Here is a 21,062-nt window from a genome sequence, read left to right on the forward strand (position 1 = left end):
GTTGGCGATGCATGGCGAATCAGGTGACGGAACGGCTGGCGGACCGGGTGTGCGTGATCACGGGGGCGGCGAGCGGAATCGGGCGGGCGACGGCGGAGCGGTTCCTCCGGGAGGGGGCGCACGTGGTCGCCGCCGACCTCGACGAGGAGCGTCTGGCGACGCTGAAGGGGGTGGTCCCGGTCGTCGGCGACGTGTCGCGCGAGGAGGACGCCCGCCGGATGATCGCCACGGCGGTGGACCGCTTCGGCCGGCTGGACGTCCTGGTGGCGAACGCGGGAGTGATCCCGCTGCTCTCCGTGACGGAGGCAGAAGCCTCGGACTTCGACCGGGTGATGGCGGTGGACGGCCGCGGAATGTTCCTGACCTGCAAGTACGCGATCGAGGCGATGCTCGTCTCCGGCGGCGGGGCCATCGTGTGCACGTCGTCGATCTCGGGCGTCGCGGGCCAGGCCCGGCAGGCGGTCTACGGTCCGGCGAAGTTCGTGGCCACCGGTCTGACCAAGCACCTGGCGGTGGAGTGGGCGGAGCACGGGATCCGGGTGAACGCGGTGGCCCCGGGCACGATCGAGACGGAACGCGTGGCCGCCGCGCGCGTGGAGCCCGGCGGCCCCGAGTACCTCTCCGAGGTCGTCCGGGGCCATCCGATGGGCCGCTTCGGCACGCCGGAGGAGGTGGCGTCGGCGATCCTCTTCCTCGCGTCGGACGAGGCGTCGTTCGTCACGGGAGCGATCCTGCCGGTGGACGGCGGCTACCTGGCCCGTTAAGAGGCTGAGCGATGCCCCACCTCCGCCGCCACACGGGCGGGCGAGCCGGTCCACCACCCCGCCCCCGCCGTGTGGGCCGCGCCCGCCACCCCCACCGCCGTGTGGGCAATCGTCACGCAGGGCGGGACGGGTGGGCACACGGGACGGCGCGCTCTGGCGGCGCCTCCGCCCCTTGTGCCTGAACCCGCACCACGAAGCACGGTGCACACGGGGTGCGGGTCAGGACGCAAGGAGCCTGGGAGGAACAAATGCCCACAAGGTGGGCGGCGGGAGCGGGGGAGCCGCCCCAGCGGAACGGCGGCCCCCACCGGGGCGGAGACCCGGCGGGGGCCGTTCCCCGGGGCGGGGTCGAGGGTCAGGTGGGGTTCGGGGTGCGGCGGCGGCGGATCGCCGCCGTGGATATCAGGGCCAGTGCCAGCACCGCGCCCACACCCGCCGTCGCCGACGCCACAGTGACGGCAGGCTCACCGGACGCAGGCACCGGTGCCGGTGCCGGTGCCGCCACCGGTGACGTCGCCCCCGGGCCGTACCCACCCGCCGCGCCCTTCTTCGCGTAGGCCGAGCCGGGAAGCTTGTCCCCGTACGCCCGGACGACCCGGTCGCGGTAGGCGTCGAGGCTCGTCCCGTTGCGCCCGACGGCCCGTACCGCGTCCTCGTCCAGCGGGAGCACCTTCGCGCCCTTCTGGACGTACCACGCGTCGATCTGCGGCTCGCGGAACACGAGGCCGTCGCCGCCCATCTCCGCGTAGCGGATCTCGTCGTCGCCGGTGGCGATGTTCACCACCTGCCAGCCGCCGGCCTGCTTCACCGTCCACAGGGAGGCCTTCTGGCCGTCCGAGGACACGGCCCGGCTGGCCCGGAACTCGACCCGGGCGACCGGGGCACCCGCCTTTCCGGCGACGAACTCCGGGGAGAGGATCCGTACCGGCACGGACCCGCCCTCGACGCGCGGTGCGGCGGCCGAGCGGGCGACCGCCCCGTCCCGGGCGAAGAAGCGGGACAGGGTGTCCAGGGTCCCGGGCGCCGAGGCGGCCTGTTCGGGGGTCGGCGCGGGCGGCAGGGCCCCGGCGGCGGCCTCCGCCGGGAAGGTTCCCAGAAGAACGAGGGCGGCGGTGGTGAGGAGCCCGGCGCCCGTGGCACGTGCGTTCATCGTCGTCACGCCCCGATCCGGTAGAGCGAGTGGGTCCAGGAGAAGGAGTCGTTGTCGACGTACCAGGCGTGCGAGGCCCAGTTGTAGCGGTCGCTGGAGGGCCAGGGGTCGCCCCAGTAGACCCAGCTGTCGGCGTCGTCGTAGCCGTAGACGACGTGCATGTGACCGCCGCCGCTGGACCACTGGATGCGGGTCTCGACGGGCCGGTCGGCGTTGATCTCGGTCTGGACCGTGGAGTAGCGCAGCCAGCCGGTCACGTACGAGCCGGGGGTGATGCCGGCCCAGCTCAGTCCGGTCTGGACGTTGCCGAGGGTGGCCTGGTTGTTGGGGCAGTCGTAGCCCTGCTGGCGGTTGAAGGCGGCGTTGCAGAACTGGTTCTGGCTGTAGTTCCGGCCGAACCAGGTGGCGATGGTGTTGCCGCCGGCCGCCCAGCACCAGTTGGTCTTCTGCTGGGCCTGCATGGTGATGTTCAGCCGCTTGGAGCCGAGGGCGGCGGCGTCCTCGCCGGCGGGTGCGGCGGACGCCGAGGTGGTGGGGACGAGAAAGAGGGCGGCCACGGCGAGTGCCGCGAGGTTCAGCTTTCTTCTGCGCATCGCGTTCCTCCCAGTGCGGGGGGTGTGGGGATGTGGGGGGGGGTGGAGGAGCGCGTCCGGACGCTGGTCAGGAGCATCTTCCGTTGTCCGGATCCGGTCAACACGCTTCAACGCGGGGCGACATCGGGCTGTGAACGGTGTGACCCGGGTGTGAACGGACGCCCTCGGCCCACCTGCCCGCAAACCCCTCGCTACGCGACGGTCCGCTCCCCCGTCGTGAACGTTCACGTGTCTCCACCGAGGAAGACCGGAGCTTCAGCCTCGGGGAGGTATCGGCTCCATGGAACGGAGCCGCGCGGCGGCGGAGTTCTCGAACTACGCGCTCTGAGAGAAGGTCGGTTTCCGCAGCGGACCGTCATGCACGCGGACCACAACGGCTCCCGCAACATCGCCCATCGAGGCGACGCCGTGTGGAAGCGGGGCGCGGTCAACCGCCCCGGAACCAGCACACGCTGATTCCGGACGCAGGGGACCACGCGACAGCCAGCCGCGCTCCACCTGCACTCACGGCCTTTACGGATCGGGTGACAAGCCCGATCCTTCAGGCCTGAGAAGTTGACTGAGGAGTCCTCGTGAGCCACACCGAGGCCGATCTCGTGCAGCTGCTGCACACCGGCCCCTTCCATCTGGCGCTGCGCACCGCGCTGGCCGTGCGCGGGCTGCCGCTCCAGCGGGTCCAGCACCATCTCGCGCACCGGGGCATCAAGGTCGGGGTGACGAGTCTGAGCTACTGGCAGCAGGGTGCCCGCCGGCCGCAGCGGCCGGAGTCGCTGAAGGCGGTCCGTGCCCTGGAGGAGGTGCTTCAGCTGCCGGGGAACTCGCTGCTGCGGCTGCTCTCGGGGGACGCGGCCGCGCGGTCCGAGGTGGAGCGCCCGGCGGCCCGTTCGTATCGCTCGCTCGTGGAGGCGTCCGGCTCGGTCGAGGAGCTCCTCGCGGAGCTCGAATCACCGGCGGACGGCGGGCTGCACACCGTGGGGCACCACGAGCGGGTACGGATCGGGGCGGGGCGGGAGCTGGTGGGGCGCGAGTCGCAGCAGGTGGTGCGGGCGCACCGGGACGGCGTGGACCGCTACCTGGCCATCCACCACGGCGACCCCGGCTGCGACCCGTCGGGGGTCACGGTGCGCGCGGTGGAGAACTGCCGAACCGGGCGGGTGCGGTGGCACGCGGGGACGGGGGTGCTGGTCGCGGAGCTGCTCTTCGACACGCGGCTGCGGGCCGGCGACACGTATCTGTTCTCGTACGGCTTCGAGGACGGTACGGCGGGGCCGAGCGGGGAGTACGTGCGCGGGTTCAGCTTCGCGGGCGGGCAGTACGCGTTGCAGGTGCGCTTCGACGAGGCGGCGCTTCCGGTGCGGTGCCGGAGGTTCGCGCAGGCCTCGACGGGTGCGCCGCGCGGGGGCCGTGCGGAGCTGACCCTGAGCGGCCGGCACCGCACGGTGCACGTCGTGGAGCAGGGCGTACGCCCGGGGATCCTGGGGATCGACTGGGACTGGACCTGACGGGGACCGGACCGGACGAGGACCAGACCTGACAGGGACTGGGACTGGGCCCTGACTCAGGCCTTGGGTGCGGCCTCGGGTCCGGCGATCAGCTTGCCGTTCTCCACGCGGACCGGGACCTCGGGGAGCGGGACGGTGGCCGGGCCCTTGAGCGCCTTGCCGGTGGTCACGTCGAAGCGGCTGCCGTGGCAGGGGCAGTTGCCCTCGTTGTTCTCGATCTTGTCGAGGACGCAGCCGGCGTGGGTGCACTGGGCACTGAACGCCTTGTACTGGCCCTTGGCCGGGCAACTCACCACGACCTTCTGCTCGCGGTAGAGCTTGGCACCGCCGACCGGGACCTCGTCCGGGGCGCCGAGCGCGACCGGTGCGGTCGGGGTGGGGACGCCGGCGTGGCCGAGCTTGGATTCGGTGGAGCAGGCGGCGACTCCCAGCCCGGCGGCACCGGCGAGAGCGGCGCCCTTCAGTACGGTGCGGCGGCTGGACTGGCCGGACATGGGCGCTCCACGGTGGATCGGGGCAAGGCGTGACCGAACCGACGATACCGGCGGGGTTTCCGGCGCCGACGGCCGGGCCTGCGGGTCCGGGCCTGCAGGTCCGGGCCTGCGGAGAGGCAGGGCCCCGGGACGGGTACCCTGCCTCTCCCCCACGTGCGTCAGGCCTTGCGGGCCCGCGTCGTCGCCTTCTTCGCGGCGGCCTTCGTGGCGGTCGCCTTGGTCGCGGCCGTCTTGGTGGCCGTCTTCTTCACCGGAGCGGCTGCCTTGGTGGCGGCGGCCTTCTTCGCCGGGGCGTTCTTGGCCGCCGTCTTCCGCGCGCCGCGGGCTGCGGGAACGGTTACCCCGGCGTCGCTGATCCGGTCCGCACCGAGGATCTCGCGGAGGAACTTGCCGGTGTGGCTCGCCGGGACCGAGGCGACCTCCTCCGGCGTGCCCTCGGCGACGACCAGGCCGCCGCCGTTGCCGCCCTCGGGGCCCATGTCGATGAGCCAGTCGGCGGTCTTGATGACGTCGAGGTTGTGCTCGATGACGATCACCGAGTTGCCCTTGTCGACCAGACCGGAGAGCACCTTGATCAGCTTCGAGATGTCGTCGAAGTGCAGACCGGTGGTCGGCTCGTCCAGGACGTAGACCGTGCGGCCCGTCGAGCGCTTCTGGAGCTCGGAGGCGAGCTTCACGCGCTGCGCCTCACCGCCCGAGAGCGTCGGCGCGGACTGGCCGAGCCGGACGTACCCGAGGCCGACCTCGTTGAGCGTGCGCAGATGGCGCGCGATGGTCGGGACGGCCTCGAAGAAGTCCAGGGCCTCCTCGATCGGCATGTTCAGGACTTCGGCGATGGACTTGCCCTTGTAGTGGACCTCCAGGGTCTCCCGGTTGTACCGGTCGCCGTGACAGACCTCGCACGGGACGTAGACGTCCGGGAGGAAGTTCATCTCGATCTTGATCGTGCCGTCGCCGGAGCAGTTCTCGCAGCGGCCGCCCTTGACGTTGAAGGAGAACCGGCCGGGCAGGTAGCCCCGGACCTTGGCTTCCATCGTCTCGGCGAAGAGCTTGCGGACGTGGTCGAAGACGCCGGTGTACGTCGCCGGGTTCGACCGGGGGGTGCGGCCGATCGGGGACTGGTCGACGTGCACGACCTTGTCGACGAGGTCGTCGCCGTCCACGCGCGTGTGCCGGCCGGGCACCGACTTGGCGCCGTTCAGCTCGCGCGCGAGGTGGGTGTAGAGGATGTCGTTGACCAGCGTCGACTTGCCGGAGCCGGAGACGCCGGTGACGGCGGTGAGGACGCCCAGCGGGAAGGAGACGTCGATGTCCTGCAGGTTGTTCTCGCGGGCCCCGTGGACGGTGAGCCGGCGGCCGGGGTCGACCGGGCGGCGAATGTCCGGGGTGGGGATCTCCCGGCGGCCGGACAGGTACTGCCCGGTGATCGACTCCTCGTTGGCGAGGAGCTCCTTCATGGTGCCCGAGTGGACGACCTTGCCGCCGTGCTCACCGGCGCCGGGGCCGATGTCGACGACCCAGTCGGCGACCTTGATGGTGTCCTCGTCGTGCTCGACGACGATGAGCGTGTTGCCCATGTCCCGGAGCCGTACGAGGGTCTCGATGAGCCGGTGGTTGTCGCGCTGGTGCAGGCCGATGGACGGCTCGTCGAGCACGTACAGCACGCCGACCAGGCCGGAGCCGATCTGGGTGGCGAGCCGGATGCGCTGGGCCTCGCCGCCGGAGAGGGTGCCCGCGGCGCGGTTGAGCGAGAGGTAGTCGAGGCCGACGTCGACGAGGAAGCGGAGCCGCTCGTTGACCTCCTTGAGGACCCGCTCGGCGATCTTCTTGTCGCGGGCGTTCAGTGTGAGGCGGGAGAGGAACTCGGCGCAGTCGCTGATCGACATCGCGGAGACCTCGGCGATGGACTTCTCCATGACCGTGACCGCGAGGACGATCGGCTTGAGGCGGGTGCCCTCACAGGTGGGGCAGGGCACCTCGCGCATGTAGCCCTCGAAGCGCTCGCGGCTGGAGTCGCTCTCGGCCTCGGTGTGGCGCCGCTTGACGAAGGAGACGGCACCTTCGAAGGCCGGGGTGGTGTACGCCCGCTCCCGTCCGTACCGGTTGCGGTAGCGGACCTCGACCTGGGTCTTGTGTCCGTACAACAGGGCCTTCTTGGCGCGCTGCGGCAGTCCCGCGTACGGCATCTCCGTGCTGAAGCCGAGGGCCTGCGACAGACCGCCGATGAGCCGGCCGAAGTACTCCTTGGTGTGGCCGTGCGACCAGGGGTGGATGGCGCCCTCGTCGAGGGACTTGTCCTCGTCGGGGACGATCAGCTCCGGGTCGACCTCCATGCGGGTGCCGATGCCGGTGCAGTCGGGGCAGGCGCCGAAGGGCGAGTTGAAGGAGAAGGAGCGCGGCTCCAGCTCCTCGAAGGACAGGTCGTCGTACGGGCAGTAGAGGTGCTCCGAGTACATCCGCTCGCGCTCGGGGTCGTCCTCGGCGAGGTCGACGAAGTCGAGCACGACCATGCCGCCGGAGAGTCCGAGCGCGGTCTCGACGGAGTCGGTGAGGCGGCGCTTGGCGCTGTCCTTCACGGTGAGGCGGTCGACGACTACCTCGATCGTGTGTTTTTCCTGCTTCTTCAGCGTCGGCGGTTCGCTCAGCTGTACGGTCACGCCGTCGACGCGGGCGCGGCTGTAGCCCTTGGTCTGGAGGTCTGCGAAGAGGTCGACGAACTCGCCCTTGCGCTCGCGCACGAGCGGGGAGAGCACCTGGAAGCGGCTGCCCTCGGGGAGCTCCAGGACCTTGTCGACGATGGCCTGCGGGGACTGGCGGGAGATCGGCCGCCGGCACTCGGGACAGTGCGGCTTGCCGATGCGGGCGAAGAGCAGCCGAAGGTAGTCGTAGACCTCCGTGATGGTGCCGACCGTCGAGCGCGGGTTGCGCGAGGTCGACTTCTGGTCGATGGAGACGGCGGGCGACAGACCTTCGATGAAGTCGACGTCCGGCTTGTCCATCTGGCCGAGGAACTGCCGGGCGTACGAGGAGAGCGACTCGACGTAGCGGCGCTGCCCCTCGGCGAAGATCGTGTCGAACGCGAGGGAGGACTTGCCCGATCCCGAGAGCCCGGTGAAGACGATCAGGGAGTCACGCGGGAGGTCGAGCGAGACGTTCTTGAGGTTGTGCTCACGAGCGCCACGGACGATGAGACGGTCGGCCACGCCGGTCCGCACCTTTCTTCAGAGAGCGGATGTGCCTGAAAGACCCAACACCTCAAGGATGCCGGATGCTTCCTTCGAGCTTATAGCACGCACATTCGATTTCCGGACTCGCGGAGACCTCTTCACCCGAACGAGTGGTGGCACCCCGGCTGGCACTAGGGTCGGCGCCATGATCGACCACGAACGCGACCTTGCTCACGTACGCGAAGCGACCGAAAGGCTGCTGAACGCGGCCGCTTCCCTGGACAACGCGGCGGCGGCCGAGCCGTCACGGCTTCCCGGCTGGACCCGCGGCCACGTGCTCGCCCACGTCGCCCGCAACGCCGACGCCCTGGTGAACGTCCTCCAGGGCCGGCCCATGTACGCGGACGCCGCGACCCGCGACGCCGACATCGAGCGCGACTCCGGCCGCCCGCTCGACGTCCAGCTCGCCGACCTGCGCGAAACCGCCGACCGGTTCCAGGCCACGGGCGCCGAGCCCGCCGACTGGAGCCGTACGGTCGAGCTCCGCAACGGCGTCACGGACAGCGCCTCCCGCATCCCGTTCCGGCGCTGGGTGGAGGTCGCCCTGCACCACGTCGACCTGGGCGTCGGCTACGAGCTGGAGGACCTGCCGGAGGAGTTCGTCCACCGCGAGATCGACTTCCTGACCGAGCGCTTCAAGGGCCTGGAGAGCGTCCCCGCGACCGTTCTGTGGGCCGATGACGGGCGGGGCTGGACCACCGGCGGCACGTCCGGCGGCGTCGCCGTCATGGGCCCGGCCACCGAGTTCCTCGGCTGGCTCGCCGGCCGCCGCGACGGCTCCGCCCTGAAGACCAAGGGCGGCCCCCTGCCGGAGCTTCCGCCGCTGTAGCCGCCGCTGTCACTCCCCGGGGCTAGTCTGAGGCCATGACGTACAGCGGAGTGGTGAAGGTCGGCGGGGCGGCGGACGTGCACGAGCTGACGGACCTGATGATCTCGAAGGTCGCGGTCGGCCCGATGGACAACAACGCGTATCTGCTGCGCTGCCGGGCGACCGGCGAGCAGCTGCTGATCGACGCGGCCAACGACGCGGACACCCTCCTCACGCTGATCGGTGACGACGGCATCAAGGCCGTCGTCACCACCCACCGGCACGGCGACCACTGGCAGGCGCTCGCCGACGTGGTCGGGGCGACCGGCGCCCGGACGTACGCGGGCGCGTACGACGCGGAGGGCATCCCGGTCGCGACCGACGTGACCGTCGAGGACGGCGACACGATCCGGGTGGGCCGGATCGAGCTGACCGCCCGGCACCTGGTCGGCCACACCCCGGGCTCGATCGCCCTCGTCTACGACGACCCGCACGGCCATCCGCACGTCTTCACCGGCGACTGCCTCTTCCCCGGCGGGGTGGGCAACACGTGGAAGGACCCGAAGGCCTTCGCGAGCCTGATCCACGACGTGGAGACCAAGCTCTTCGAGGTCCTGCCGGACGAGTCCTGGATCTATCCGGGCCACGGCAAGGACACCACGCTCGGTGACGAGCGCCCGCACCTCGCGGAGTGGCGCGAGCGCGGCTGGTGACGCCCGGCGCGCGGCCCCGGAGCTGCGCACCTCCGCACGCCCCCGTAACCGGGACGACGGAGGGGTAGTTGGCGCGACATGCGCCAAAGTCACCCTCCGTCGCCGCCCGGGACCCCGTCGATGGGACGGCTCGCCGCCGCCTCGCTCGTCGGCACCGCCATCGAGTTCTTCGACTTCTTCGTCTACGGAACCGCCGCCGCCCTCGTCCTGGGGCCGCTCTTCTTCCCGACCTTCTCCCCGCTCGCCGGGACCCTGGCCGCCTTCGGCACCTTCGCCATCGGCTTCGTGTCGCGGCCGCTCGGCTCGGTCCTCTTCGGTCATGTCGGCGACCGGTACGGACGGCGCCCGGTCCTCTTCGCCTCGCTGCTCCTGACCGGCTGCGCCACGGTCGCGGTGGGCTGTGTCCCCACGTACGAGACGATCGGCATCGCCGCACCCGTACTGCTGCTCGTGCTCCGCTTCCTCCAGGGCCTGGGCCTCGGCGGCGAGTGGGGCGGGGCCGTCCTGCTCACCGCCGAGCACGCCCCGGAGAACCGCCGCGCGCTCTGGTCGAGCTTCCCGCAGATCGGCCCGTCGATCGGCTTCCTCCTGGCGAACGGGGTGATGCTGGCCCTCTCGGCCGGCCTGAGCGACGCCGAGTTCCGCTCCTGGGGCTGGCGGGTGCCGTTCTGGGCGGCCGGGCTGCTCGCGGCGGTCGGGCTGCTGCTGCGCTCCTCGCTCGCGGAGACCCCTCAGTTCGAGAAGCTGTCCGCTGCCGGGCAGACCGCGGGCGCCCCGCTGGCCGAGGTCGCCCGCGACCACTGGCGGCTCGTGCTGCTGACGGCCGGGGCGCTCGCGGTCGGGTACGCGACCTTCTACGCGGTCTCCACCTGGGCCCTGGCCTACGGCACCGAGCGGCTCGGGGTGAGCAGCACGGTGATGCTGACCTGTGTCATGGCGGCGGTCGCGATCAAGGGCGCGGTCACGCCGTTCATCGCGGCGCTGTCCGACCGCTGGGGCCGCAGGCCGCTGTGTCTGGCGGGGTGCGCGGCCTCCGCGCTGTGGATGTTCCCGATGGTGGCGCTGCTGCACACGGCGCGCCCGTTGCTGATGTTCCTGGGCTTCCTGGGGGCGCTGCTCGCCTTCATCACCATGTTCGCGGTGGTGGCCGCGTACCTCCCGGAGCTGTACGAGCCCCGCGTCCGCTGCACCGGGGCCGCCGTCGGCTACAACCTCGCCGGTGTCCTGGGCGGCGCCCTCACCCCGCTGGTCGCCACCGCCCTCTCCGACGGCGGTTCGGGGCCGCCCTGGGGCGTCGCGGCCTATCTGACCGTGGTCGCGCTGGTCAGCCTCGGCTGCTTCGCCCTGCTCCCGGAGACCCGGCCGGCCAAGGCCGGGCAGCCGGCGGAACTCGAACCCGCCTCTGCCTGAGAGACGGTGAGACGGCGACGGCCGGCCGGGGAGTCCCCGGCCGGCCGTCGCCGTAGCTGTGCCATCTCCATGGCGTGTCAGGCGTGTCAGGCGCCGATGCTGTCCTTCTTGGCGTCGTCGACGTCGGTCACGCCCTCGGCGTCGGTCGCACTCTCGGCCTCGGTCACGCCGGCGGCCGCGTCCCGCGCCGCCTGCCTCTTGGAGGCGATCAGGCTGGTGATCGTGGTGACGACCAGGACGCCGCCGATGACGGCGAGCGAGAACGGGATGGAGATCTCCGGGACGTGCACCCCGGACTCGTGCAGGGCGTGCAGCACGAGCTTGACGCCGATGAAGCCGAGGATCACCGACAGGCCGTAGCTGAGGTGGACCAGCTTCTTGAGCAGGCCGCCGATCAGGAAGTACAGCTGTCGCAGACCCATGAGGGCGAAGGCGTTGGCGGTGAAGACGATGTACGGGTCCTGGGTGAGGCCGAAGATCGCCGGGATGGAGTCGAGGGCGAAGAGGATGTCGGTGGTGCCGATGGCGAGCATGACGACCATCAGCGGGGTCATGATCCGCTTGCCGTTGCTCCGGATGAACAGCTTGGTGCCGTGGTACCGGTCGGCGACGCCGAACTTCTTCTCGACGCTCTTGAGGAGACGGTTCTCCTCCCAGTCGTCCTCGTCCTCGTCGGTGCGCGCCTCCTGGATGAGCTTCCAGGCGGTGTAGATCAGGAACGCGCCGAAGATGTAGAAGACCCAGGAGAAGTTCGCGATGACCGCGGCGCCCGCGGCGATGAAGATCGTGCGGAGCACCAGGGCGATCACCACACCCACGAGCAGCACGCGCTGCTGGAGGTGGGAGGGGACCGCGAACTTCGCCATGATCAGGACGAAGACGAAGAGATTGTCGACGCTGAGCGATTTCTCGGTGATGTAGCCGGCGAAGAACTCGCCGGACGCCTGGCCGCTGCCGAAGAACATCAGGCCGAGACCGAAGAGTCCGGCCAGCACGATCCAGACGATCGTCCAGATTCCGGCTTCCTTGACCGACACGTCATGGGGCTTGCGCCCGATGAAGAAGTCGGCACCGATCAGGGCACCCAGACCAAGAATGGTCAGTACCCACAGGGTCATTGAAACGTCCACTGCGCCTCCGGCGTCGTACGGCTACTGATCAGCGTCGTCGCTGCCGGAGGTCTCTTCCACCCGGGCGACGGACGATCGCCGCCGGGCCGACGCCCCGGGATCGGATCACTGGGGATCCGTCCGTATTGACGGGTACGCCGCGCATGGGGAGTACTCCCCTCCGCACCGGAAAGACTACCCGAAAGACCAAGAGAAGGTAAAGGGGAGGGTAAAGGGCTCCCAAGAGTGCAGGTCAGGGGTGTCAGGGGCGCTTTCCATGACGAGCGGCCGCCACCTGTGCGAGGACCTGCCGGAGCACCCCGCTGCCCGGCGGGAGCATCGGCGGCTCGTACGACCAGGCGTGGCCGACCCATGGATCGGCGAGGTGGTCGTCGGGGACGGGCGTGAGCCGCAGGAGCGAGCGCCACAGCGGGTCGAGCAGCGGTCCGTACGCGGACGCGTCCTCCCGGTCCGCCACCATCAGCAGATGGACGCCGACCGACGGGCCCTCGTCGGCGAGGTACCGGAGCCGGGTGACCGCCCGGTCGTCGAAACCGTGCGGGAAGTCGTGCACGAGCAGCAGCTGACGGGCCGCGTCCAGACCGGGCGGCAGGGCGTCGGCGGCCCCGGCCCTGACCGCCATCTGCAGCAGGTCGACCCGCTCGGTGAGCTGCTCCAGTACCGCCGAGACCCCGGCCGCGCCCCGGGCCGGCGGGGCCGCGAGGACGCCCGTCTCCACGAGCGGCGCGAGCGCGGCGGCACCCGCACCGGCCGGGTCGACGACATGGACGGTGAACTCGCCCGCCGGATGCGCCGCGAGCAGCCGGGCCGTGTGCGCGACCGCGCAGTCCAGGGCGAGCCGTCGCAGTTCGATCTCGTCGAGGAGACCGGCGGCCTCGGAGCGGCCTCGGCCGCTGTCCACCCAGAGCCCGCGCTCCAGCGGCAGCCGGACGAGCATGGGGATCCGCAGATCGGCCCCCTCGGGGAGCTGGAGGTCACCGAGCCGGACCGCCATCGGCTCCTCGGCCGGGACGCGGTAGCCGTGCCAGACGGGGTTGTCCCAGCGGGCGTAGGCGGCGGGCAGGGCGGGCTCGACGACCTCGGACTCGGCCGCGAGCTGGGCGAGGTCCCGGTCGAGGACCTCCTGGGCCCGCTCCACCAGCTCGTCGTGCCGGGCGCGGGCGGCGGCTCGCGCGGCGTCGTTGGCTCCGTCGGCGCGGGCGCGGTAGTCGGAGAGGGTCTCGTCGAGCTCCCGGTCGAGCCGGGACTCGGCGAAGTCGCACGCACTGCGGTAGGCCGCGGCGGTACGGGCCAAGTCCTCGAACATGCCCCACACCTGGTTGTACAGGCGCTCCTCCATGGACCAGCCCGACGCGTCCCCGGCGACCGGGGTGGGCGGACCCTGCGGGGGCTGGGACGGGGACTGGGGCTGGGCTTCGGGAGCGGGCGCGGTGGGCCGGCGGCGGGGGTGGGAGTAGTCGACGGGGCCGCCGACGGCCGGTCCGGTCCCCTGGACGGGAGTGGGCACCGGGGTGGTCGGGGCCGGGTCCTGGGCGGTCACCGGCGCCGGGTGGCGTACGCGCTCCGCCTCGGGGACGTGCTGCGCCTGGGCGGTGGGCCCCGGCGCGACCGTCTCCAGGATGGACGCGGCCAGGTCGGCGGCGCGCTCCAGGCCCTGGTCGCCGAGGAGGGCGGCGAGCCCGCCCTCGTACCCCTGGCCCATGGCGCGGACCTTCCAGGTGCCCTGGCGCCGGTAGAGCTCCAGGGCGACGACGGCGGACTCGCTGTCGAGTCCGGTGATCGTGAAGGTGGCGATCTCGGCGCCGTCCGGGCCCGCCACGGCGACGAAGGGGGCGGCGACCGTTCCGAAGCGGGCGGCTCCGCCGGCGCGCGGCCCGGGCAGCGCGAGGAGGACCGAGACGCGGTGGACTGCGCCGGGGACCGCGTCCAGGTCGATGGTGAGGCGGTGGTCGGCGGCCGTCTGCCCGGGGACGTCGACGCCGGGCAGCGAGGGTGCGCCGGGGTGGGCGATCCACTCCACGCCCGGAACTCTGCCCTGTTCGTCGCCGAGGGTGGCTCCGGCGAGAACAGGGTGACCGGCCGACACCCGGATCTCCAGTCGGGTGTCGGGCAGGGGGTGGTTCTGCCCCCGGACCAGCTCGGCCGTCATCGACTCTGTCCCCTCAGTGTTTCCCGGCGCGGATCAAGCGGTGTGCGAGTGAAGCGGATCATGTGGATCATGCGGGACAGCTCCCGGTGGCCGCTGCCTCCGGGAGCTGTGGGTGCGTGCTGTGCGGGCCTGCCTACAGGTGCGGCAGGATCGCGGGCATCAGGTCCTGGAAGGTGCGGCCGTTGGCCGGGTTGCCCAGGGCGGTCATCTGCCAGCCGGAGCCGACCCGGTGCACCTTCGCCATGATCTGCGCGGTGTAGTTGCCGCCGCCGTCGAGGGTGTAGCGCGCGAGCTCCTGGCCGTTCGTCTCGTCGACGATCCGGCAGAAGGCGTTCTGCACCTCCTGGAACGTCTGACCGGTGAAGGAGTTCACCGTGAAGACGATCTGGTCGATGTGGACCGGGACCCGCTGGAGGTCGACGAGGATCGCCTCGTCGTCCCCGCCCTGGCCGGCGCCGCCGACGAGGTTGTCGCCGGTGTGCTTGACCGAGCCGTCGTCGCTGACCAGGTGACGGAAGAAGACCACGTCGACCGGCTGCTTGTCCGCGAAGAGAACGGCCGAGGCGTCCAGGTCGATCTCCTGCGTGCGCTTGCCGAAGAGACCGCGGCGCGGTGCCGCCTGCCAGCCGAGCCCCATCCGCACCTGGCTGAGGCTGCCCCCGCCCTGCTTCTCCAGGCTGATGGCCTGACCCTTGGTCATATTGACCGACACGCGTTTTCCCCTCTCGTTGGCGTTCCCCGCGCCCGCTGTTCCGGTGCGTGCGGTTGTCGAGCACCCTACGCAGCGCGACGGACACCGCGGAGGTGCGGTCCGGTTTTGTGTCGGTCTTGCAACACACCGGACCGCGCGCCGGACCTGTCCGGTCAGCCGAGTCCCGCCTCCTTCATCTGGCGCAACTCCTTCTTCAGCTCTCCCACTTCGTCGCGGAGCCGGGCGGCGACCTCGAACTGCAGCTCGGCGGCGGCGGCGCGCATCCGGTCGGTCATCTCCTCGATGATCGCGGCCAGTTCGGTGGCGGGCCGGTCGCCGAGCTCGACAGTCGAGCCGGCCTTGCCCTTGCCCTTGACGCCGTGCGCGGCGAGCGAGGGGACGGGGGCCTTGGCGCCCTTGCCCTCCTTGCCCTGGCGGTAGCCGCTGCCGAGGAGCTCCTCGGTGTCGATCTCCTCGCGCGCGATGGTCGCGACGATGTCGTTGATCTTCTTGCGGAGCGGCTGCGGGTCGATGCCGTGCTCCGTGTTGTACGCGATCTGCTTCTCGCGGCGCCGGTTGGTCTCGTCGATGGCCTTCTCCATCGCCGGGGTGATCCGGTCCGCGTACATGTGGACCTGGCCCGAGACGTTTCGCGCGGCGCGGCCGATCGTCTGGATCAGGGACGTCCCGGAGCGCAGGAAGCCCTGCTTGTCGGCGTCGAGGATGGCGACGAGGGACACCTCGGGGAGGTCGAGGCCCTCGCGGAGGAGGTTGATGCCGACGAGGACGTCGTACTCACCGGCGCGCAGCTCGCGCAGCAGCTCGATGCGGCGCAGGGTGTCGACGTCGCTGTGCAGATAGCGCACCTGGATGCCGAGCTCCAGGAAGTAGTCGGTGAGGTCCTCGGCCATCTTCTTGGTGAGGGTGGTGACGAGGACCCGCTCGTCGCGCTCGGTGCGCAGCCGGATCTCGTGGACCAGGTCGTCGATCTGACCCTCGGTGGGCTTCACGACGACCTCGGGGTCGACGAGTCCGGTGGGGCGGATGATCTGCTCGACGAAGCCGTCGCCGCGCGAGAGTTCGTACGTCCCGGGGGTCGCGGAGAGGTAGACGGTCTGGCCGATGCGCTCCTGGAACTCCTCCCACTTCAGCGGGCGGTTGTCGAGGGCGGACGGCAGCCGGAAGCCGTGGTCGACCAGGGTCCGCTTGCGGGAGGCGTCGCCCTCGTACATGGCGCCGATCTGCGGCACGGTGACGTGCGACTCGTCGATGACGAGGAGGAAGTCTTCGGGGAAGTAGTCGATGAGGGTGTTGGGCGCGGAGCCGGGGTCGCGGCCGTCGAAGTGCATCGAGTAGTTCTCGATGCCGGAGCAGGAGCCGATCTGGCGCATCATCTCCAGGTCGTACGTGGTCCGCATGCGCAGGCGCTGGGACTCCAGGTGCTTGCCCTGCTTGTCGAGCTCGGCGAGGCGGCCCTCCAGCTCGCGCTCGATGTCGTTGACCGCGCGCTCCATGCGCTCGGGGCCGGCGACGTAGTGGCTGGCGGGGAACACGTACAGCTCGCGGTCCTCGCTGATGACCTCGCCGGTGAGCGGGTGGAGGGTGGAGAGGGCCTCGATCTCGTCGCCGAACATCTCGATGCGGACGGCGAGCTCCTCGTACACCGGGAAGATCTCGATGGTGTCGCCGCGGACGCGGAAGGTGCCGCGGGTGAACGCCAGGTCGTTGCGCGTGTACTGGATGTCGACGAAGCGGCGCAGCAGCTGGTCGCGGTCGAGCTCCTCGCCGACCTTGAGCGGGACCATCCGGTCCACGTACTCCTGGGGCGTGCCGAGGCCGTAGATGCAGGAGACGGAGGCGACGACGATGACGTCCCTGCGGGTGAGCAGGGAGTTCGTCGCGGAGTGGCGGAGCCGCTCCACCTCCTCGTTGATGGAGGAGTCCTTCTCGATGTACGTGTCCGACTGCGGCACGTACGCCTCGGGCTGGTAGTAGTCGTAGTACGAGACGAAGTACTCCACCGCGTTGTTCGGCAGGAGCTCCCGGAACTCGTTCGCCAGCTGGGCGGCCAGGGTCTTGTTCGGCGCCATCACCAGGGTGGGGCGCTGGAGCTTCTCGATCATCCACGCGGTGGTGGCCGACTTTCCGGTGCCGGTGGCACCGAGGAGCACGACGTCCTTCTCGCCCGCGCGGATACGCCGCTCCAGGTCGGCGATGGCCGCCGGCTGGTCGCCGTTGGGCTTGTACTCACTGACGACCTCGAAGGGCGCCACCGAACGTTCGATCTTGGAAACGGGCCGCATGGAACCACCGTACGACCCGGCACTGACAGTCGGGCGGCGATCGGCTCACCGGCCGCCCGCGGTCACCAGTCCTGGGAGCGGTGGCCGCCCCTGGGGACGCCTCTGCGGGCCCCGCGTCCGGCGGGCCGGGCCGTCCAGTTGGCGGGCTCTCCGTAGGACGGTACGTGGCGCGGGGCGGGCACGCCGGGGCGGTGCGGGGTACGGGCGGCGGGCCCCTTCCAGTCCGGGTCACCCATCACGAGGAGCGGGTCGAACATGACGACGACGGCGGCGAGGATCAGGAAGACCGCCGGGCCGATCAGCATCGGCAGGAGCAGCGAGGTGGCGGTGTCGCCGGTGCCGGCGACGGGTTCGGTGCCGTGCAGATGGACGCTGACCGCCGACATGGCGGTGTAGTGCATACCACTGACGGCGACGCCCATCACCAGGCTCGCACCGAGGCTGGCCAGAAATCCATGTACGGAGACGGCCGCCCAGAGGGCCGTCGTGGCGGCCACGACGGCGATGACCACGGACAGCGCGACGGTGAGCGTGTCGTACTCGATGCGTCCCTGGAGGCGCATCCCGGCCATGCCCAGGTAGTGCATGGTCGCCACGCCGAGGCCGGTGATGGTGCCGCCGGTGACCAGGGTGAGGGCGGTCGCCCCCCGGTATCCCACGATGAAGATGCCGATGCCGACCATGAGGACGGCGACGCCCAGGCTGGCGAAGGTGATGGGGAGGTCGTAGTTGATGGGCGCCTGCCGGACCGAGAAGCCCATCATCGCGATGAAGTGCATGGTCCAGATGCCGGTGCCTATCGAGGTGGCGCCGAGGGCGAGCCAGCCCGCCTTGAAGCTGTCGCGGTGGCGGAGCGATCTCGTGGTGCAGCGCAGGCCGAGGGCGCCGCCCAGGCACGCCATGAGAAAGGCCGCCACCGGAGTGACGAGCCCGTAGCTGAATCCGTCGACCGTGCCCTGCATGAGCGTGTGTCCTCCAGCCCTGGTGCCACGTCGTCCGAAAACAGTCGGTACCGCTGGGTAGTACTACCGGGGCGAGATTATGGCGCGCCGCGGGCCTCGCGACCACGTGACCGGGGAATTTCCGCTCGTGAGACCGGAGCGAGACCGGTCCGTGATCTTGGCCGCCGTTCCGGTGCCTTCGGTGACCGGGCAGGCGGGAAGCCGTTTCCGGGCTCGCTGTCGGTGGCGGGTCGTACCGTGGGCGGCATGGACATCGAAGCGGGACCGACGGGGGCGACGGACGGCGGGCGGGCCGTCCCGGTCGAGTGGACGGTCATGGAGAGCGGCATCGGGCCACTCTTTCTCGCCGCGACCGAGCGGGGGCTCGTGCGGGTCGAGTTCCATGCCGACGCGGCGCGGCGGGAGCGGATGCTCGACCGGCTGGCGGCGCAGCTCGGCGCGGAGCCGGTGGAGCGTGCCTCGGGGCTCCTCGCGGGCGCGATACGCCGGCTCGACCGGTACTTCGCGGGCGAGCCGGGCGATGTCGACCTTCCTCTGGACTGGAGCCTGACGGCCGGCTTCAACCGGCAGGTGCTGCGCGAGCTGGCGAGCGGTGTGCCGTACGGCACGGTCGTCGGGTACGGGGAGCTGGCCAGGCGCGTGGGGCAGCCGGGGGCGGCGCAGGCGGTCGGGGCGGCGATGGGTTCCAATCCGCTGCCGGTGGTGGTGCCGTGCCACCGTGTGGTGGAGAGCGACGGCGGTCTCGGCGGTTTCGGGGGCGGTCTGGAGACCAAGCGGCAGCTGTTGGCCCTTGAGGGCGTGCTGCCCGCGCCGCTGTTCTGATTCCCATCAGGTGAGACGGCTGGCACACTCACGTAAGTGACCCGCACCCCCGGCGCCCCTGACGCCACCCTGCCCGAGCACATACCCGCCCCCGTCACCGACGCCGAGCTTCCGGCGCTGCGCCGCCGCGTTCAGGCCGTGCTCATCGCCACCCAGATCCTCGGCGGCCTCGGTATCGCCACCGGCGTCGCGCTCGCCGCCGTCCTGGCCAGGGACGTCAGCGGCTCCGAGGCCCTGTCCGGTCTCGCCTCGACGGCGACCGTGGCCGGTCCCGCGCTGCTCGCCATGCCGCTGGCCGCCCTGATGGCCTCGCGGGGGCGCCGGGCCGGACTCGTCCTCGCGTACCTCATCGGCGCGGTCGGCGCCGGGGTCGCGGTGCTCGGGGCGGTCGCCGACAGCTTCCCGCTGCTGCTCGTCGGACTCGTCGGCTTCGGCGCCGGGTCCTCGGCCAATCTGGCGGCCCGCTTCGCCGCCGCCGACCTCGCCGAGCCGGACCGCAGGGCGCGGGCCATCTCCACGGTGGTGTGGGCGACCACGATCGGCGCCGTGCTCGGCCCGAACATCGCCGCGCCGGCCGGGAAGAGCGTCGCGGGCCTGGGGATTCCGGCCACGGCGGGCCCCTTCGTCTGGGCCGCCGGAGTCTTCGTGATCGCGGCGGCCGTGGTGGCCCTGCTGCTGCGTCCCGACCCGCTTCTCACCGCCCGCGCGCTGACCGACACCGGTACGGGCGAGGCGGCGGAGGAGCGCTCGCTGCGGGCCGGGATGCGTGCCGTACGGGAGTCTCCGAAGGCCCGCCTCGCCCTGGTCACCGTCGCCGGCTCGCACACCGCGATGGTGTCGATCATGTCGATGACCCCGGTGGCGCTCACCCACCACGGTGCGGACATCCAGCTGATCGGGCTCGTGATCAGCGGGCACATCGCCGGCATGTACGCCTTCTCCCCCGTGATGGGCTGGCTGTCCGACCGGCTGGGAAGGCTGTCGGTGATCGGGCTCGCGGTCGGGCTGATCGGCGTGGCGGCGCTCGTCGCGGGCACGGCGGGGCCGAGCCACGGCCGGACCGCCCTCGGTCTCTTCGTCCTCGGCCTCGGCTGGTCGGCGGGTCTGGTGTCCGGCTCGGCGCTGCTCACGGACTCGGTGCCGCAGGCCGCGCGGGCGGCCGTCCAGGGGCTCTCCGACTTCGTCATGAACACCGCCGCCGGTCTCGGCGGCCTCGGGGCGGGTCTGATCGTGGCGCAGGCGGGCTACGGCCCCTTGAACGCGATCGCCGCCTGCCTGCTCCTGCCGATGGCGGCGCTCGCGATCCGAGGCTCGCTCCGGAAGGCGTGATGTCCCTCGGTGTGCCGGTCAGTGCGGCACCGCCGGGGAGGAGGTTCCCTGCGCCAGTCGGCGTGGGCTGCCCGTGCCGTCGGCCGGTACCGACCAGACCGCTCCCCCGTATCCGTACGCGAGGGTCTTCCCGTCCGTCCACAGGGCCTGGTCGTCGATGCCGCGCCGCTCGGCGACCGCGTGTTCGCGCCCGGTGCTCAGCTCGTACACGTACAGCCGCCAGGGCTCGCTGGGGCCGTCGGAGACCCGTTTCTTGAAGGCGAGCCGAGTGCCGTCCGGGGAGAGCGACGGGCATTCGACGTTTTCCCGCAGGGCCTTGGCCGACCAGTTCCGCATGTCGCCCTCGACGAGATGGGTGCGGCCGTCGGTGGAGACGGTGGCGTAGAAGCGGTTGTCGTCGGCGGCGAAGCTGACGCCCCAGTAGTTGACGTCGGGGGCGTGGTAGCGGCGGCCGCCGAGGGTGAGCGGGATCTGCTCGATGTTCTTCACCAGATAACCGGTGCGCAGATCGAGGATCGAGGTGCGGGTGGAGAAGGCCGAGCGCGCGTAGGAGTCACCGGTCGCGAACATCGTCCAGGCGAGCATCTTCCCCGAGGCCGAGACCCGGGCCCGGCTGGGGATGCCCGGCAGGCCGATCCTGCGCACCTCGCGCAGCCGCCGGTCGAGCACGAGGACGTACGAGCGGGCCGGGACGCCCGGCCTGCGCTGGAGGCAGAGGGCGGTGGGGCCGGCGGCGTGGAAGCGGTCGCAGGAGGGGCCGCCCACCACCCGGCCGCCCGGCGCGGAGGGATCCACGCGCGCGACGCGGCCGCTGGCGGTGTCCCGGGCGAAGAGCGCGTCGGCTCCGCCGTCGAGGGTGAAGCCGGGGTCGGCGGTCCCGGTGGCCGCGGCCTCGCGGCCCGAGGCCGCCCGCAGCGTGTAGGCGGTGGCGCCGCCGCCGAGCAGGAGCAGCGCGAGTACGAGGATCCACACGCGCGTACGGGTGGACGGACGGGCGCCGTTCAGGGCGGGCATG

The 21,062-nt window shown here is 71.4% G+C and carries 17 protein-coding genes; 7 read left to right on the forward strand and 10 right to left on the reverse strand.

The window, feature by feature from the left end:
* The first annotated feature begins 11 nt into the window (after nucleotides 1-11).
* Nucleotides 12-764, forward strand: coding sequence for an SDR family NAD(P)-dependent oxidoreductase (locus OG514_RS03180; protein ID WP_266890600.1), 753 nt, complete (start codon nucleotides 12-14; stop codon nucleotides 762-764).
* A gap of 355 nt (nucleotides 765-1,119) precedes the next feature.
* Here OG514_RS03180 and OG514_RS03185 read toward each other — a convergent pair whose 3' ends face one another.
* Entirely contained in the window at nucleotides 1,120-1,923 is an 804-nt protein-coding gene (locus tag OG514_RS03185; RefSeq protein WP_266890602.1) for a hypothetical protein, read from the reverse strand.
* On the reverse strand, nucleotides 1,920-2,507 hold the full coding sequence (locus OG514_RS03190) for a papain-like cysteine protease family protein (protein ID WP_266890604.1): 588 nt from the start codon (nucleotides 2,505-2,507) through the stop codon (nucleotides 1,920-1,922). The genes OG514_RS03185 and OG514_RS03190 overlap by 4 nt, the downstream gene beginning before the upstream one ends.
* A gap of 572 nt (nucleotides 2,508-3,079) precedes the next feature.
* Here OG514_RS03190 and OG514_RS03195 point away from each other — a divergent pair.
* The gene (locus OG514_RS03195) at nucleotides 3,080-4,009 is read left to right on the forward strand and encodes a hypothetical protein (protein WP_266890606.1); all 930 of its coding nucleotides are present in this window, start codon (nucleotides 3,080-3,082) and stop codon (nucleotides 4,007-4,009) included.
* A gap of 56 nt (nucleotides 4,010-4,065) precedes the next feature.
* On the opposite strand, the gene OG514_RS03200 is transcribed toward OG514_RS03195, so the two are convergent.
* Nucleotides 4,066-4,503, reverse strand: a complete 438-nt coding sequence (locus OG514_RS03200; RefSeq protein ID WP_266890608.1) for a Rieske (2Fe-2S) protein — start codon at nucleotides 4,501-4,503, stop codon at nucleotides 4,066-4,068.
* A 158-nt stretch (nucleotides 4,504-4,661) separates the two neighbouring features.
* Nucleotides 4,662-7,706, reverse strand: coding sequence for an excinuclease ABC subunit UvrA (uvrA, locus tag OG514_RS03205; RefSeq protein ID WP_266890610.1), 3,045 nt, complete (start codon nucleotides 7,704-7,706; stop codon nucleotides 4,662-4,664).
* A gap of 169 nt (nucleotides 7,707-7,875) precedes the next feature.
* Here uvrA and OG514_RS03210 point away from each other — a divergent pair, with 169 nt between their 5' ends.
* From OG514_RS03210 to OG514_RS03220, 3 genes are all read left to right on the forward strand, one after another.
* The gene (locus OG514_RS03210) at nucleotides 7,876-8,559 is read left to right on the forward strand and encodes a maleylpyruvate isomerase family mycothiol-dependent enzyme (RefSeq protein WP_266890612.1); all 684 of its coding nucleotides are present in this window, start codon (nucleotides 7,876-7,878) and stop codon (nucleotides 8,557-8,559) included.
* A gap of 35 nt (nucleotides 8,560-8,594) precedes the next feature.
* Nucleotides 8,595-9,251, forward strand: a complete 657-nt coding sequence (locus OG514_RS03215; RefSeq protein ID WP_266890614.1) for an MBL fold metallo-hydrolase — start codon at nucleotides 8,595-8,597, stop codon at nucleotides 9,249-9,251.
* Nucleotides 9,252-9,371: 120 nt separating this feature from the next.
* A complete protein-coding gene (locus OG514_RS03220; protein WP_266890616.1) occupies nucleotides 9,372-10,661 on the forward strand; it encodes an MFS transporter in 1,290 nt (429 codons plus the stop codon).
* 86 nt (nucleotides 10,662-10,747) lie between these two features.
* On the opposite strand, the gene OG514_RS03225 is transcribed toward OG514_RS03220, so the two are convergent.
* The 5 genes from OG514_RS03225 to OG514_RS03245 form a co-directional block, all read right to left on the reverse strand.
* Nucleotides 10,748-11,791 carry a TerC family protein gene (locus OG514_RS03225; protein ID WP_266890618.1) on the reverse strand — a complete coding sequence of 348 codons (1,044 nt, stop codon included), beginning with the start codon at nucleotides 11,789-11,791 and terminating at the stop codon, nucleotides 10,748-10,750.
* Between the two features lie 241 nt (nucleotides 11,792-12,032).
* Nucleotides 12,033-13,940, reverse strand: coding sequence for a TerD family protein (locus OG514_RS03230; RefSeq protein WP_266890620.1), 1,908 nt, complete (start codon nucleotides 13,938-13,940; stop codon nucleotides 12,033-12,035).
* Between the two features lie 133 nt (nucleotides 13,941-14,073).
* Nucleotides 14,074-14,652 carry a TerD family protein gene (locus tag OG514_RS03235; RefSeq protein WP_030325289.1) on the reverse strand — a complete coding sequence of 193 codons (579 nt, stop codon included), beginning with the start codon at nucleotides 14,650-14,652 and terminating at the stop codon, nucleotides 14,074-14,076.
* A gap of 152 nt (nucleotides 14,653-14,804) precedes the next feature.
* Nucleotides 14,805-16,934 carry an excinuclease ABC subunit UvrB gene (uvrB, locus tag OG514_RS03240; protein ID WP_266890623.1) on the reverse strand — a complete coding sequence of 710 codons (2,130 nt, stop codon included), beginning with the start codon at nucleotides 16,932-16,934 and terminating at the stop codon, nucleotides 14,805-14,807.
* Between the two features lie 62 nt (nucleotides 16,935-16,996).
* Nucleotides 16,997-17,896, reverse strand: coding sequence for an MHYT domain-containing protein (locus tag OG514_RS03245; RefSeq protein WP_266890625.1), 900 nt, complete (start codon nucleotides 17,894-17,896; stop codon nucleotides 16,997-16,999).
* Between the two features lie 246 nt (nucleotides 17,897-18,142).
* Here OG514_RS03245 and OG514_RS03250 point away from each other — a divergent pair, with 246 nt between their 5' ends.
* Both OG514_RS03250 and OG514_RS03255 read left to right on the forward strand, forming a co-directional pair.
* Entirely contained in the window at nucleotides 18,143-18,718 is a 576-nt protein-coding gene (locus OG514_RS03250) for a methylated-DNA--[protein]-cysteine S-methyltransferase (protein WP_266890627.1), read from the forward strand.
* A 69-nt stretch (nucleotides 18,719-18,787) separates the two neighbouring features.
* Nucleotides 18,788-20,047: an MFS transporter gene (locus OG514_RS03255; RefSeq protein ID WP_266900732.1), complete on the forward strand. Its 1,260-nt coding sequence runs from the start codon at nucleotides 18,788-18,790 to the stop codon at nucleotides 20,045-20,047.
* An 18-nt stretch (nucleotides 20,048-20,065) separates the two neighbouring features.
* Here OG514_RS03255 and OG514_RS03260 read toward each other — a convergent pair whose 3' ends face one another.
* The gene (locus tag OG514_RS03260) at nucleotides 20,066-21,061 is read right to left on the reverse strand and encodes a hypothetical protein (protein WP_266890629.1); all 996 of its coding nucleotides are present in this window, start codon (nucleotides 21,059-21,061) and stop codon (nucleotides 20,066-20,068) included.
* Nucleotide 21,062: the final 1 nt, after the last annotated feature.

Origin of the sequence: Streptomyces sp. NBC_00572 (assembly GCF_026341815.1) — a bacterium.
Classification (GTDB): domain Bacteria; phylum Actinomycetota; class Actinomycetes; order Streptomycetales; family Streptomycetaceae; genus Streptomyces.